This is a genomic window from Brevundimonas staleyi (genome assembly GCF_041893865.1).
In the GTDB taxonomy this organism is placed as follows: domain Bacteria; phylum Pseudomonadota; class Alphaproteobacteria; order Caulobacterales; family Caulobacteraceae; genus Brevundimonas; species Brevundimonas staleyi.
The window spans coordinates 2,263,566-2,277,050 of record NZ_CP169082.1 but is presented as its reverse complement, the minus strand read 5'-3'; the positions used below and the strand labels follow the sequence as shown (position 1 = coordinate 2,277,050).

At 69.7% G+C, this 13,485-nt stretch carries 12 protein-coding genes; 5 read left to right on the top strand and 7 right to left on the bottom strand.

Features of this window, described 5'->3' with window-relative positions:
- The first annotated feature begins 48 nt into the window (after positions 1–48).
- Positions 49–2,124 (top strand): ComEC/Rec2 family competence protein, encoded by a 2,076-nt coding sequence (locus ACETK8_RS11555; RefSeq protein ID WP_374036078.1) that lies wholly within the window; start codon positions 49–51, stop codon positions 2,122–2,124.
- Between the two features lie 160 nt (positions 2,125–2,284).
- On the opposite strand, the gene lexA is transcribed toward ACETK8_RS11555, so the two are convergent.
- From lexA to ACETK8_RS11535, 4 genes are all read right to left on the bottom strand, one after another.
- A complete protein-coding gene (lexA, locus tag ACETK8_RS11550; RefSeq protein WP_374036077.1) occupies positions 2,285–2,980 on the bottom strand; it encodes a transcriptional repressor LexA in 696 nt (231 codons plus the stop codon).
- Between the two features lie 256 nt (positions 2,981–3,236).
- Positions 3,237–4,025, bottom strand: a complete 789-nt coding sequence (trpC, locus tag ACETK8_RS11545) for an indole-3-glycerol phosphate synthase TrpC (protein WP_374036076.1) — start codon at positions 4,023–4,025, stop codon at positions 3,237–3,239.
- On the bottom strand, positions 4,022–5,059 hold the full coding sequence (trpD, locus tag ACETK8_RS11540; protein ID WP_374036075.1) for an anthranilate phosphoribosyltransferase: 1,038 nt from the start codon (positions 5,057–5,059) through the stop codon (positions 4,022–4,024). The genes trpC and trpD overlap by 4 nt, the downstream gene beginning before the upstream one ends.
- 4 nt (positions 5,060–5,063) lie before the next feature.
- On the bottom strand, positions 5,064–5,654 hold the full coding sequence (locus ACETK8_RS11535) for an anthranilate synthase component II (RefSeq protein ID WP_374036074.1): 591 nt from the start codon (positions 5,652–5,654) through the stop codon (positions 5,064–5,066).
- 110 nt (positions 5,655–5,764) lie between these two features.
- On the opposite strand from ACETK8_RS11535, the gene ACETK8_RS11530 reads away from it, so the two are divergent.
- Positions 5,765–5,956 (top strand): peptidoglycan-binding protein, encoded by a 192-nt coding sequence (locus ACETK8_RS11530; protein ID WP_374036073.1) that lies wholly within the window; start codon positions 5,765–5,767, stop codon positions 5,954–5,956.
- On the opposite strand, the gene trpE is transcribed toward ACETK8_RS11530, so the two are convergent.
- The gene (trpE, locus tag ACETK8_RS11525) at positions 5,953–7,485 is read right to left on the bottom strand and encodes an anthranilate synthase component I (protein WP_374036072.1); all 1,533 of its coding nucleotides are present in this window, start codon (positions 7,483–7,485) and stop codon (positions 5,953–5,955) included. The two genes, ACETK8_RS11530 and trpE, sit on opposite strands and share 4 nt — an antisense overlap.
- Entirely contained in the window at positions 7,482–9,407 is a 1,926-nt protein-coding gene (locus ACETK8_RS11520) for a peptidylprolyl isomerase (RefSeq protein ID WP_374036071.1), read from the bottom strand. Before ACETK8_RS11520 ends, trpE begins: the two co-directional genes overlap by 4 nt.
- A 125-nt stretch (positions 9,408–9,532) precedes the next feature.
- Here ACETK8_RS11520 and tpiA point away from each other — a divergent pair, with 125 nt between their 5' ends.
- The 3 genes from tpiA (at position 9,533) to ACETK8_RS11505 (ending at position 12,606) form a co-directional block, all read left to right on the top strand.
- Entirely contained in the window at positions 9,533–10,285 is a 753-nt protein-coding gene (gene tpiA / locus ACETK8_RS11515; protein WP_374036070.1) for a triose-phosphate isomerase, read from the top strand.
- A gap of 113 nt (positions 10,286–10,398) precedes the next feature.
- On the top strand, positions 10,399–10,812 hold the full coding sequence (secG, locus tag ACETK8_RS11510; protein ID WP_374036069.1) for a preprotein translocase subunit SecG: 414 nt from the start codon (positions 10,399–10,401) through the stop codon (positions 10,810–10,812).
- Between the two features lie 144 nt (positions 10,813–10,956).
- Positions 10,957–12,606, top strand: a complete 1,650-nt coding sequence (locus ACETK8_RS11505; protein ID WP_374036068.1) for a CTP synthase — start codon at positions 10,957–10,959, stop codon at positions 12,604–12,606.
- Positions 12,607–12,609: 3 nt separating this feature from the next.
- On the opposite strand, the gene ACETK8_RS11500 is transcribed toward ACETK8_RS11505, so the two are convergent.
- The gene (locus ACETK8_RS11500) at positions 12,610–13,479 is read right to left on the bottom strand and encodes an enoyl-CoA hydratase-related protein (protein ID WP_374036067.1); all 870 of its coding nucleotides are present in this window, start codon (positions 13,477–13,479) and stop codon (positions 12,610–12,612) included.
- Between the last annotated feature and the right edge of the window lie 6 nt (positions 13,480–13,485).

The following is a 13,485-nucleotide window of genomic DNA, read 5'->3' as shown; positions in this document are numbered from 1 at the left end:
GCAAAGCCCACCCCGTGGACGCGGCTTCGTGACTGGGCGCGGGACGAGGTGCTGGCTCAGAGCCTGCGCTGGCGGCTGTGGGCGCCGGTGGCGTTCGGCGGCGGGGCGGCGATCTATTTCGCGCTGAGGTCCGAGCCGCCGCTGTGGCCGCTGGCCCTGGCGGCGGTCGTGGCGACGGCGATCTGGCTGGCGGCGAAGCGGATCGTGGGGGAGCGAGCCGTGACCTTGCCGCTGATGCTGGTCGCCTGTCTGTTTCTGGGGCTGGCGGGAGCGAAACTCCGCGCCGACAGGGTTTCAGCGCCAATCGCCCCAGCTATGGCGGAGCCGACCGTGGTCGAAGGCTGGGTCGTCGATGTCGACAGTCCCGGCGACCGGGGCCATCGGATCGTGGTCGCGCCGGTGCGGATCAGGGGGCTGGAACCGGAGGCGACGCCCATTCGGTTGAGGGCCACGGTGCGGGGCGAGCCGCCGAAGCCGGGCGAGGCGATCCGCCTCTTCGCCATCCTCAATCCGCCCCCGCCACCGGCCAGTCCGGGCGCCTACGACTTTGGTCGGAACGCCTATTTTCAGGGGCTGGGAGGGACGGCCTTCGCGCTCGGCGAGACCCGACAGGCGTCTCTCGCGCCGCCGCCGTGGCGACTCAGGCTGGCGATGGCGGTCGACGGGGCGCGCTTCGCGCTGGCGCAGCGGATCGTGGATCGGCTGGGCACGCGAACCGGCGGGATCGCCGCGGCCATGACGACGGGGCACGAGACCTGGATCGGGCGCGAGGATCTGGACGCCATGCGGGATTCCGGGTTGGCGCACATCCTGTCGATCTCGGGCCTGCACATGGCCATCGTCGGCGGCTTCGCCTTCTTCCTGGTGCGGTTGCTGGTGGCGGCCTGGTCGTGGCTGGCGCTGAGGGTGTCGGGAAAGAAGATCGCGGCGGTCGCGGGGCTGGTCGCGGTGTGGAGCTATCTGATCCTGTCGGGAGGGCCTGCGCCGGCGCAACGAGCGGCGATAACGGCGTCGGTGGCCTTTGTGGCGATCCTGCTGGATCGGCCCGCGATTACCATGCACGCCTTGGCGGTGGCGGCGATGATCGTACTGGTGCTGCAGCCGGAAGCGATCGTGACGCCGGGGTTCCAGATGTCGTTCGCGGCGACGGCGGCTCTGGTGGCCCTGTCGGAGGCGTGGCCGCCGAGGACGCGGGAGATTTCCGTACCCTGGCCGATCCGGATGGTGCAGTCGGCCGGGCACTGGCTGACGGTGGCGGTGACGGCCAGTCTGGTGGCGGGGGCGGCGACGGGTCCGTTCGCGATCCAGCATTTCAATCGGGCGGCGGTCTATGGGCTGGTCGCCAATCTGACGACCTCGCCCATCGCGGACTTCCTGATGATGCCGGCGCTGGCCTTGGGGGCGCTGCTCGAGCCGCTGGGACTGGGCGCACCCTTCCTCTGGGTGGCGGGCAAGGGCGTGGATCTGATGCTGGCGATCGGCCACTGGACGGCGGGGTTGCCGGGGGCGGTGAAGACGGTGGCGAGCGCGCCGGACTATGTCCTGCCGATCGCCTTTCTCGGCGTGCTGTTCCTGTGTCTGTGGCAGGGGCGCTTGCGGTGGCTCGGGCTGCCGTTCGCGTGTGCGGTCCTGATTTGGCCGAGAGCGCCGACGCCGACGGTCTGGATCGGCGACGGCGGGACCAATGCGGCGTTCAGCCGGGAGGGCGAGGCCGTGGTGGTGCGGCCGGGTGTTCGGCAGTTCGCGGCGGACCTGTGGTCGCGGCGGCGGGGCCTGACGCTGGAGGCGAGGTCGGAGGAGGGCTGGGCCTGCGCTCGGTCGAGCTGTGCGCCGGTGGGCCCGGAATCAGGCCCGGTCGCCCTGTGGTGGGGCAGGCGGGCGCCCGATGCGGAGCAGTTGGCGGCGCTGTGCGAGTCTGCCCCGCTGGTCAGCGTGAGGGCGGCAGTGGCGAGCCTACCGCCGGCCTGCGAGGGGCGGCTGGTGCTGGACGGCGTGGACTATGCGCGGGGCGGTTCGGTCGAGCTGTGGCGCACCGAGCAGGGCTGGCGTGCGGTGTGGGCTGCCGATGTGCGCGGCGATCGGCCGTGGAGCCGCATCGGCGATCCCGATGCCGAGGCCTATTGAGACCCGTCTCACCCCATCTCCGTCATCCTCGGGCTTGTCCCGAGGATCCATAGTTCAGCGCGCGGAGGGGCCGCGTGTCCGAGCAAGCCGTGACCGGCTCTTCAGAGCCGTGCAGCAGGCAAATGGGCCCTCGGGACAAGCCCGAGGGTGACGGTGTCGTTCAGTGATATTGGCGGATGAGGCCGACCAGCTTGCCCTGCACATCGACCTGATCGGCGCCGTAGATCTTGGTCTCGTAGTTGCGGTTTGCCGGCTCCAGGGCGACCGAGTTACCCTTCTTGCGCAGGCGTTTGAGGGTGGCTTCCTCGCCTTCCACCAGGGCCACGACGATTTCCCCGGAGGAGGCGGTGTCGACGCGTTTGATGACCACCAGGTCGCCGTTCAGGATGCCGGCCTCGATCATCGAGTCGCCCTCGATCTCCAGCATGTAGTGTTCGCCTGCGCCCAGCATGGTCTCGGGCACATGGTAGCGGCCGTTGTCGCCCTCCAGCGCCGCGATGGGCACGCCGGCGGCGATCTTGCCGACCAGGGTCAGTTCGCGGGTGTCGTTGGCGGGCTCCGAAGCCGGGGCGGAACGGCCGCCGCCCTCGATGACGGCGGGCGTGAAGCCGGCCCGACCGCGAACGGGGCCGGTCGTCGCCTGTTCCGGCAGCTTCACCACCTCCAGCGCGCGGGCGCGATGGGCGAGGCGGCGGATGAAGCCGCGTTCCTCCAGCGCCGTGATGAGCCGGTGGATGCCCGACTTGGACGCCAGATCCAGCGCCTCCTTCATCTCGTCGAACGAGGGGGAGACGCCGGTCTCCTTGATCCGTTCGTGGATGAACATCAGGAGCTCGTGCTGCTTGCGCGTCAGCATGGGAGAATCGCCTTCAGAACAATGCGTGAACCGTTGCGGATGTTCTGTAAGTGTTCTTGCCTAATGTCAACTTAACGACGGAGCGGTTCAACGAGTGCGAGTTCGCCGGTGGATCGGGCAGGCCAGACGGCGGTTAATGCGGTGCGGGGCGCGCCGTTTTCGAGAGAAGTGCGACTGCAAAAATTCTTCGGCGCGAACCGCGGATACCGCCAAGTCGCGACCGCCGAACCCGCTGATCGGGCTGAAACCGCAGGGGCTAGGCGAGCAGGGTCTGGGTCGCCGCCGTCACGTCATCCTGTCGCATCAGGCTTTCGCCGACGAGGATGGCGGAGGCGCCGGCCGCCGAGACCTCGGCCACGTCGGCCGGGGTGAAGATGCCGCTTTCGGCGACCAGCAGGGCACCCTGCGGGGACAGCGGGGCGAGGCGGGCGGTGGCGCCCAGATCGACCTCGAAGGTCCGAAGCGAGCGATTGTTGATGCCGACGAGATCGCCGCCCAGCGTCGCGGCCCGCTCCATCTCGGCCTCGTCGTGGGTCTCGATCAGGGCGTCCATGCCGAAGCGACGGGCCTCGGCCAGGAGGTCGGCGGCCAGGGCGTCGTCCATCATGGCCAGGATGATCAGGATACAGTCGGCGCCCAAGGCCCGGCTCTCCGCGACCTGCCACGGATCGACCAGGAAGTCCTTGCGCAGGCAAGGCAGGGCGACGGCGGCGCGGGCGACGACCAGATAGTCGTCGGCGCCCTGGAAGCTGGGGCCGTCAGTCAGGACGGACAGGCAGGCGGCGCCCCCGGCCTCATAAGCTTGAGCAAGGGCGGGCGGATCGAAGTCGGGGCGGATCAGGCCCTTGGAGGGGCTGGCCTTCTTGATCTCGGCGATCAGGGCGGGGCGGCCGGGCTCGGCGCGGCGTTCCAGAGCCGAGCGGAACCCGCGCGGCATGCCGGCGATCATGGCCAGAGATTCGATATGGTCCTGGGACTGGGCGGCCTTACGGGCGGCGACGTCCGCGCGCTTGTAGGCGGCGATACGGTCGAGGACGTCGGTCATTGGATCTCCTCGACATGCGGAGGGGTCGAGGTGATTCGGGCGAGGTCGGCGAGGGCTTGCGCGGCCTTGCCGTCGTCGATGGCGGCGGCGGCCAGGGCGACCCCGGCCTTCAGGTCCGGGGCCTTGTCGGCGACGACCAGGGCGGCGGCGGCGTTCAGCAGGACGACGTCGCGATAGGGGCCGGTCTGGCCGGCGAGGAGGGCGGTCAGGGCCTCGGCGTTGGTCTCGGCGTCGCCGCCGCGCAAGGCCTCGATATCGGCGCGGGGCAGGCCGGCGTCCTCGGGCGTGACGGTGAAACGACGAACGGCCCCATCCTTCCACTCCGCGACCTCGCTGGGGCCCGTGGTGGTCAGCTCGTCCAGACCCTGGCCGTGGACCGTCCAGGCGCGGACGGCGCCGAGGCGGCCCAGCACCTCGGCGAGAGGTTCGAGCAGGCGGGGATCATAGACGCCCATGACCTGACGCCTGGCCGACGCCGGATTGGACAGTGGGCCCAGCAGGTTGAAGACGGTGCGGAAACCGATCTCGGCCCGGACCGGCCCGACGTGGCGCATGGCGCCGTGGTAGGCGGGGGCGAACAGGAAGGCGATGCCGGCCTGATCCAGGGCCTGACGCTGTTGCGCCAGACCGGCGGTCAGATCGACGCCGAGGACGCCGAGCACGTCGGACGAGCCGGACTTGGAGCTCATGGCCCGGTTGCCGTGCTTTGCGACCTTCAGGCCCGCGCCGGCCAGCACCAGGGCGGCGGCGGTCGAGATGTTGAAGGTGTGGGCCCCGTCGCCGCCGGTGCCGCAGGTGTCTATGACGTCGTAGGGATGGTCCAGCGTCACGGCGGCGTTCCGCATCGCCTGGGCGAAGGCGGCGATCTCGTCCACCGTCTCGCCACGGATGCGCAGGGCGGTGACGGCGGCGGCGACCTGGGCCGGGGTGGGTTCGCCGCGCAGACAGGCGGCGAAGAAGTCGCCGGCCTCTTCCGACGTCAGCGACTGTCCTTCGACCAGCTTGGCCAGCAGCGGCTTGAACGTGTTGGACACGGCGTCAGACCATGGCCAGACGCTTGACGCCCGCCTGATCGAGGAAGCTTGCTAGCATCTGATGGCCGTGTTCGGTGGCGATGCTCTCGGGGTGGAACTGGACCCCGTGGATCGGCCGCTCGTGGTGCTGGAAGCCCATGATCTCGCCGTCCTCGGTCCAGGCGGTGACCTGAAGCGTGTTGGGCAGGGTTTCGCGCTGGACGGCCAGCGAGTGATAGCGGGTCGCGGTGAAGGGCGAGGGCAGGCCGGCGAACATGCCCTTGCCCTCATGCAGGATCGGCGAGGTCTTGCCGTGCATCAGGGCCTTGGCGCGGATGACGTGGCCGCCCATGGCCTGGCCGATCGCCTGATGGCCGAGGCAGACGCCCAGGATCGGCATGTCCAGGGGCGCGGTGTCGATCAGCGGCAGGCAGATGCCGGCCTGATCCGGGGCGCAGGGACCGGGCGAGAGGAGGACGGCTTCGGGCTTCAGCGCCCAGGCCTCTTCCGTCGTCAGGTCGTCGTTTCGGACGACATGCGTCTGCGCGCCCAACTCCGCGAGGTAGTGGACGAGGTTGTAGGTAAAGCTGTCGTAGTTATCGACGACGAGGATCATGGCTGCGCTTCTAGAGGCTGGCGTCGCCATAGCCAAGCAGACCCGCACGAACACGGATCGTTAACCGTTGCGGCCCGAAATCTGGAGCTTCCTTTCGGAGCCTCGGAACCATGCGCCAACCTCAGGTCCAGATCGACGCCGCTCGCGCGGCCCTGACCGAACCCGAGGTGCGGACCGGCGGGATGCAGACGCTTGCGGCCGCAGCGCTGGCGGCGTCGGCGGCGGTGCTGCTGGCCGGGGTGATGATCCTGGGGCCGGGCGTGGCGATCGACGACACGCCGCCGACCGCGTCCAGCCTCTAGATTTCGCCCGCCGTGTTGAGCGGCGCGCCCAGTTCGAAACGCCAGGCGTCCTCTGCGGCGCGCATGGGGGCGCGGGCCTTGGCCTCGGTCTCGGCGAACTCGGCGGCGGGATCGCTGTCGGCGACGACGCCGGCGCCCGCCTGAACGAAGACCTGGCCGTCGGCGAACATGGCGGTGCGAAGCACGATGCAGATGTCCGCCTCGCCGCCCGCCGAGATATAGCCCACGCCGCCGCCGTAGCCGACGCCGCGCTTGGTGATCTCCAGCTCGTCGATGATCTCCATGGCCCGCACCTTGGGCGCGCCCGACAGCGTGCCGGCGGGCAGGGCGGCCAGAAGGGCGTCCACGGCGTCGATGTCGGGATGGGCCCGGCCCTCGACGTTGGAGACGATGTGCATGACCTGGCTGTAGCGTTCGACGACGAAGCTCTCGGTCACCTTGACGGTGCCCGGCGCGGCGACCCGTCCGACGTCGTTGCGGCCCAGGTCCAGCAGCATCAGATGCTCGGCCAGTTCCTTGGGATCGGCCAGGAGTTCGGTTTCCAGCGCCTTGTCGGCCTCGGGCGTCGCGCCGCGCGGGCGGGTGCCGGCCAGCGGGCGAATGGTGACGCCGCCGTCCTTCAGACGGACCAGGATCTCCGGGCTGGAGCCGGCCAGCTGGAAGTCGTCGAAGTTGAGGAAATACAGATAGGGCGACGGGTTCTGGCGACGCAGCGAGCGGTAGAAGGCGAAGGGATCGCCCGACCACGGCGCGCTGAACCGGTGGCTCAGCACCACCTGGAAGATGTCTCCGGCGGCGATATAGCCCTTGGCCGCCGCGACCAGATCGCCATAGGCGGCGGCGTCGACGGGCGATTTGAAGGTCAGGTCGCCGGTCGGCTCGGCGGCGCCGCGCGCGATCAGGGGGCGACGCAGGCGGGCTTCGAAATCGTCCAGGCGCGCCTCGGCCGCGTCGATGGCCTTGGCCGGATCGGTGGCGCCCGGCCAGACGGGGGCCATGACGAAGATCTCATGCTTCACCGAATCGAACACGGCCACCACCGACGGCCGGGTCAGGACGGCGTCGGGCAGGTCCAGCGGATCGGGATTGGGCGCGCCCAAGGGCTCCAGCAGACGCACCATGTCGTAGCCGAACACGCCGAACAGACCCGCGCCCATGGGCGGCAGGCCCTCGGGCATCTCGAACTTCATCTCGGCGATCAGGGCGCGCAGGCTGTCCAGCGCGCCGCCGGCTTGCATCTCATAGCGTTTGGCCGCGACGTCTGCGCCGCGCGCGATGGAGGCCACGCCGTCGCGGCAGCGCCAGACGACGTCGGGCTCCAGGGTGATGAAGGAGTAGCGGCCGTTCAGGGCGCCGCCCTCCACCGATTCCAGCAGGAAGGCGTGGGGACGACCCCAGCCCACCTTCAGATAGGCGGAAACCGGGGTCTCCAGGTCGTCGACGATCCGGCGGACGACCACCTGGGGCCGTCCGTCGGTCAGGCCCGCGAGGATCTCCGCACGGTCGGGCTCCGCGCCGCCTTGGCTCATTGAGCGGGGGCGGGCGGGGTCGCGCCGCCGGCGGGCGCGGGCGTGACGCCCAAGGCCTCGATAGCGCGGGCCGGGTCGTTCTCGGCCTTCACCTTGCGGGCGGAGTTGACCAGCAGGTTCTCGCCCACGCCGTTGACCAGTTCCTGGGCCATGCGCGGGCGGATCTGGTCGGCGATCGGGGCGGCGAGGGCGGCGGTGGGGGCGCGGACGGCGTCCACGCGACCGACGACATAGGCCGTCTCGGAGGCCGGGCCGGTGAAGACCTGACCGCGGCCCTGGCCGAACAGGCCGCCCAGGACGCCGCCGCCGATGGCGGTCTGCGCCTCGGCGTTCTGCTGCACGCCGGTCCGGGTTTCCAGGGTGGCGCCGGCCGAACGTGCGACGGCCGCGATGTCTTCGCCGCCGCGCACGCGGGCGGCCAGTTCCTCGGCCTTGTTGGTCAGGCGACGGGCGTTCTCGCGCATCGTCCATTGCTGGGCCAAGGGCTCGCGGATGTCGGCGAGGGCCGGCAGGGCGGCGGGCGTGATGTCGTCCAGACGCAGTACGAAATACTGGCCCTGGCCGGCGTCGATGACGTCGGATTCGCCGCCCTTGGTCAGGGCGTAGGCGTTCTGCAGGATCTGCGGCGGGGCGTTCATCGGCTGGCCGTCGGGCAGGCGGCCGTCCTGGGTGAAGGGCGGCAGTTGCACGATGCGGGCGCCGATCTCGCGCACGGCCTCGGCCAGGGGCTTGCCGTCGCTGCGGGCCTTCTCATAGGCCTCGACGCGGCTGAAGACGCGCGCCTTGGCGTCCTCTTCCTGCAGCTCGGTGACGATGGCCGAACGGACGCCTTCCAGGGTGGCGGGGGCGCCGGGGGTGACGGCGACCAGCTTGGCGACGGTGAAGCCGACGCGGCCCTGGATCGGGGCCGAGACCTGGCCGGAGGTCATGCCGAAGACGGCGGTTCCGACGGCGGGGTCGGGCACGGCGCTCTGCGGCTGGGCGGCGTACTCGGCCGGCTGGATGCGGTTGGCTTCGGCCACGGCGGTCGGCGACTGACCGGCGCGCAGGGCCGCGGCGATGCGGTCGGCGGCGGCGCGGTCGCCCACGGTCAGGGTGGTGAAGGTGCGGCGTTCCGGCGTGGACAGGCCGTCCTTGCGGAAGTTGAAGCGTTCGACGATCCGCTCTTCGGTGATCGGGGTCGGGGCCGAACCGGCGGCGTCGTTGAACAGGACGACCGAGGCGATGCGGAACTCCGGACGACGCAGCTGGGCGGCGTTCTCGTTGATGAAGGCGTTCAGCTGGGCGTCCGTCGGGGCGCTGGTGCGGCCGGCCATGTCCTGGGTCACGGTGAACCAGCGACCGTCGCGCAGTTCCAGCGCGCGACCGGCGACCAGGGCGCCGAAAATGCGCGGCGAGCGCATGCCGGCCTGAACGGCGCTGCCGAAATGTTCGGTGATGGCGGCGTCGCGGAACTCTTCCTCCAGCTGGGCCGGGGTGAAGTTCTGCTGAGCCAGGACCTGTTCGTACTGGGCCTGGTCGAAGGCGCCGGAGACCTGGTTGAAGAAGGCGGGGATCTCGCGAATGCGCTTGATGATCAGCGACTGATCTGGGCGGATGCCGGCGCGGTTCGCCCACTCCAGGAAGCCGAGACGCTGGGTCTGGGCCTCCAGATAACGGACGTGCAGGTTGGCGTTGACCAGATCCTGAATGGTCAGGGGGCGGCCTTCCTGCTCCTGGGCGTTGGAGCGGACCCGCTCGAAATCGGCGCGGAACTGGTTGGCGTCGACCGAACGCTCGCCGGCCGAGATCACGTGCTGCGGGCCCAGGCTCTTGAACACGTCGGTCTGGGTCCCCCCGACGACGGCGAAGCTGATGATCAGCAGCACGAACAGGGCGATGGCCCATTTGGACTTGGCGAAGTCGCGGAACACGGAAATCATCGAAGAGCCTGACGGTCGGACGGCGAAGAGCGCCACCGCGCCGTATAGGGGAGGGCGACCGGACCCCGCAAGCGTTCCACGACGAGAGGCTTGGCAGCACGCGAGCCGGCGCCTAGGAAGGGCGCATGAAACAATCCGTGAAGATGATCGTCGGCAACTGGAAAATGAACGGCGTGGCCGCCGATCTGACCGGGGCCGTCGCCGAGATGCTGGCCGCCCTGAAGGCCGAACCGACCGCCGCCCGCGTGGGCCTGTGTCCGCCCGCGACCCTGATCGAACGCATGGTCCGCACCGTCGACGGCGGCCCGATCATGGTCGGGGGGCAGGACTGCCGCGTCGAGACCAAGGGCGCCTTCACCGGCGGCGTCGCGGCCGAGATGCTGGTGGACGCCGGGGCGACGGCCGTGATTCTGGGCCACTCCGAGCGCCGTCAGGAGTTCGGCGAGACCGACGCCCTGGTGTCCGAGAAGGTCGGCGCCGCGCTCCGCGCCGGTCTGACGCCCATCATCTGCGTCGGCGAGACCCTGGCTCAGCGCGAGGCCGGAGAGGCGGCCTCGGTCGTGCGCGAACAGATTCTCGGCTCCTTGAACGACGGCCTGACCGGCGCGGACTGGGCCCTGGCCTATGAGCCGGTCTGGGCGATCGGCACCGGCCTGACGCCGACGCTGGACCAGATCGCCGAAATCCACGCCGCCGCGCGCGACGCCATGATCGAGCGGCTGGGCGACGGCGGCTGGGCCGCGCCGATTCTGTACGGCGGCTCGGTCAATCCGGGCAACGCCCGCGACATTCTGGCCGTGGACGAGGTCGGCGGCGCCCTGGTCGGCGGCGCCTCGCTGAAGGCGGCGGACTTCCTGGCCATCGTTCGCGCGGCCTGATTGTCGCAGGGACCGGGGATCAGCCTAATCCCTCGTCCCTATTCCCTAATCCCTCCCTCGATGTTAGAGGCCGCCGCTTGATCCGCGCGCCCCTGCGCCCAATGTAGATCGCCATGCTTCAGACCATTCTTCTCGTCGCCATGATCATCATCTCGATCGCCCTGTCGGGGGTGATCCTGCTGCAGCGCTCCGAAGGCGGCGCCCTGGGCATGGGCGGCGGGCCTTCGGGCTTCATGACCGCGCGCGGCGCGGGCAATCTTCTGACCACCACCACCTGGTGGCTGGGCGCCGCCTTCGTGGTCTGCGCGATCAGCCTGACCATCGTGGGCAACATGGACCGCGCCAGCCGTTCGGTCGTGGACGCCGACGCCGTGGGCTCCATCGCCCTCGACACCGCGCCTGCCGCCGGTTCGCAGACCGCGCCCGCCACGGCGACCCCGGCCGCTCCGACCGCGCCGTCGCTCGACGACCTGGAAGCCAGCCTGCCGACGGCCGGCGCCACCCCGGCCCCCGCGCCGGAGCAATAAGGTGACGGCGGGATCTCTCCGCCGCTCCTCCCGCCCTGAATGCCTCCGCTCCGGACCCGGTCCGGGGCGGAGTTTTGTTTTTCAACAGTTGGATCGCATCGCGGTCCGCAGTGACCGCGCGAATCAGCGGTAAGGTGACCCCCCGTGGCTAGATATGTTTTCATCACGGGCGGCGTGGTTTCCTCGCTGGGCAAGGGGCTGGCGTCGGCGGCTCTGGGCGCACTGCTTCAGGCGCGCGGCTACAAGGTCCGCCTGCGCAAGCTCGACCCCTATCTGAACGTCGATCCGGGCACGATGAGCCCGTATCAGCACGGCGAGGTCTTCGTGACCGACGACGGCGCCGAGACCGACCTCGATCTGGGCCACTACGAGCGGTTCACCGGGGTGTCGGCGGCAAAGTCGGACAACATCACGACCGGCCGGATTTACTCGACCATCCTGGAGAAGGAGCGTCGCGGGGATTATCTCGGCGCCACCGTTCAGGTGATCCCGCACGTCACCGACCAGATCAAACAGTTCTGTCTGACCAAGGCCCTGACCGACGACGGCGAGGACGTGGACTTCGTCCTGGTCGAGATCGGCGGCACGGTGGGCGATATCGAGGGCCTGCCCTTCTTCGAGGCCATCCGCCAGCTGGGTCAGGATCTGCCGCGCGGCCAGAGCTGCTTCGTCCATCTGACTCTGCTGCCCTTCATCAAGACCGCGGGCGAGATGAAGACCAAGCCGACCCAGCACTCGGTCAAGGAGCTGCGCTCCATCGGCATCCAGCCGGACATCCTGCTGTGCCGCTGCGAACAGCCGATCCCGGCCGACGAGAAGCGCAAGATCGGCCTGTTCTGCAACGTGCGGGAATCGGGCGTGATCCAGGCGATGGACTCGGCCGACATCTACGCCGTGCCGCTGGACTATCACCGCGAGGGTCTGGACACCGAGGTCCTGGCGCACTTCGGCATCACCGATGCGCCCGAGCCCGACCTGACCGGCTGGAACGAGATCGTCCGCCGCCGCCTGCAGCCCGACGGCGAGGTCACGGTGGCCGTGGTCGGCAAGTACACGGTGCTGAAGGACGCCTACAAATCCCTGATCGAGGCCCTGCATCACGGCGGCGTGGCCAATCAGGTCAAGGTCAACATCGACTGGGTCGAGGCCGATACGTTCGAGGGCGACCGCGACGCCTGCGAGGAGCGTCTGCAGGGCGCGCACGCGGTGCTGGTTCCCGGCGGCTTCGGCGAGCGCGGGGCCGAGGGCAAGATCGAGGCGGCCCGCTTCGCCCGCGAGCGCAACATTCCCTATTTCGGCATCTGTTTCGGCATGCAGATGGCGGTAATCGAGGCGGCCCGGAACCAGGCCGGCTTCCCCAAGGCCTCCTCCACCGAGTTCGGCCCGACCGAGGAGCCGGTCGTGGGCTTGATGACCGAGTGGACGCAAGGCAACCAGCGGGTCCTGCGCCAGCAGGGCGGCGACCTGGGCGGCACCATGCGTCTGGGCGCCTATGACTCGACGCTGAAGCCGGGATCGAAGATCGCCGAAATCTACGGCACGACCGACATCAGTGAGCGGCACCGCCACCGCTATGAGGTCAACATCAACTATCGCGAGGCGATCGAGGACAAGGGTCTGGTCTTCGCCGGCCTGTCGCCCGACGGCGTCCTGCCCGAGACGGTCGAACGCACGGACCACCCGTGGTTCATCGGCGTCCAGTACCACCCGGAACTGAAGAGCCGCCCGTTCAAGCCCCACCCCCTGTTCGCCAGCTTCATCGAGGCGGCCGTGGTGCAGAGCCGGCTGGTCTGATCCTCAGGGAAAGAGGTCTTCCAGACGGCCGGGCAGGGCGCTGGCCTTGTCGGTGAAGACGGCCTTGCGCTTCTCCATGAAGGCGGCGACGCCCTCCTTGCCGTCCGAGCGGCTGAGATCGAACATGGCCAGGGTCTCGATCAGGTGCGCCTCGACCGGATCGGGCAGGGCGGCGTTTCGGCGCAGCATCTGACGCGTCACGGCGGTGGCGGCGGGCGAGCCCTTGATCAGGCGACGCGCGAAGGCCTCGGCGTCCGTCAGCAGTTGATCGGGTTCGTGGATCGAGCGGATCAGGCCTGCGGCCTTCCCCGTCTCGGCGTCGAAGATATCTCCGGTGAGGCCCCATTCCAGCGCCTGCTGCATCCCGACCAGACGCGGCAGGAACCAGGTCGAACAGGCCTCGGGCGCCACGCCCAGCCGCGCGAAGACGAAGCCCATCCGCGCTTCGGTCGAGGCCATGCGGAAATCCATGGCCAGGGTCATGGTCGCGCCGACGCCGACCGCCGCGCCGTTGATCGCGGCGATCACGGGCTTCCTGCACTCATGGATGGCCAGGGCCACCCGGCCGCCCTTGTCGCGGATGAAGTCGCGCACATGCGGCTCGTCGAACCGTTCGCGCAGCATGTCCAGATCGGGCTCGGCCGTCTCGTCGAGCGCGAAGACATTGCCCTCGCGCGTCAGGTCGGCGCCGGCGCAGAAGGCCTTGCCGTTCCCGGTGACGATGATCGCCCCGACCGCGTCGTTCCGGCTGGCGTCGCGGAACGCCGCCTCCAGCTCGTCGCCCATGGCCACATCAAAGGAATTCAGATGATCGGGCCGGTTCAGCCGGATCCACAGGATGCGGTCGTCGAGGTCGAGCTGGAGCGTGGACATGGCGGT

Coding starts and splice junctions, on each gene's coding strand:
- tpiA (WP_374036070.1), top strand. CDS start 9,533: ATGAAACAATCCGTGAAGATGATCGTCGGCAACTGGAAAATGAACGGC.
- trpE (WP_374036072.1), bottom strand. CDS start 7,485: ATGAGCCAAGGCGGCGCGGAGCCCGACCGTGCGGAGATCCTCGCGGGC.
- ACETK8_RS11500 (WP_374036067.1), bottom strand. CDS start 13,479: ATGTCCACGCTCCAGCTCGACCTCGACGACCGCATCCTGTGGATCCGG.
- ACETK8_RS11535 (WP_374036074.1), bottom strand. CDS start 5,654: ATGATCCTCGTCGTCGATAACTACGACAGCTTTACCTACAACCTCGTC.
- ACETK8_RS11530 (WP_374036073.1), top strand. CDS start 5,765: ATGCGCCAACCTCAGGTCCAGATCGACGCCGCTCGCGCGGCCCTGACC.
- ACETK8_RS11520 (WP_374036071.1), bottom strand. CDS start 9,407: ATGATTTCCGTGTTCCGCGACTTCGCCAAGTCCAAATGGGCCATCGCC.
- secG (WP_374036069.1), top strand. CDS start 10,399: ATGCTTCAGACCATTCTTCTCGTCGCCATGATCATCATCTCGATCGCC.
- lexA (WP_374036077.1), bottom strand. CDS start 2,980: ATGCTGACGCGCAAGCAGCACGAGCTCCTGATGTTCATCCACGAACGG.
- trpC (WP_374036076.1), bottom strand. CDS start 4,025: ATGACCGACGTCCTCGACCGTATCGCCGCCTACAAGCGCGCGGACGTC.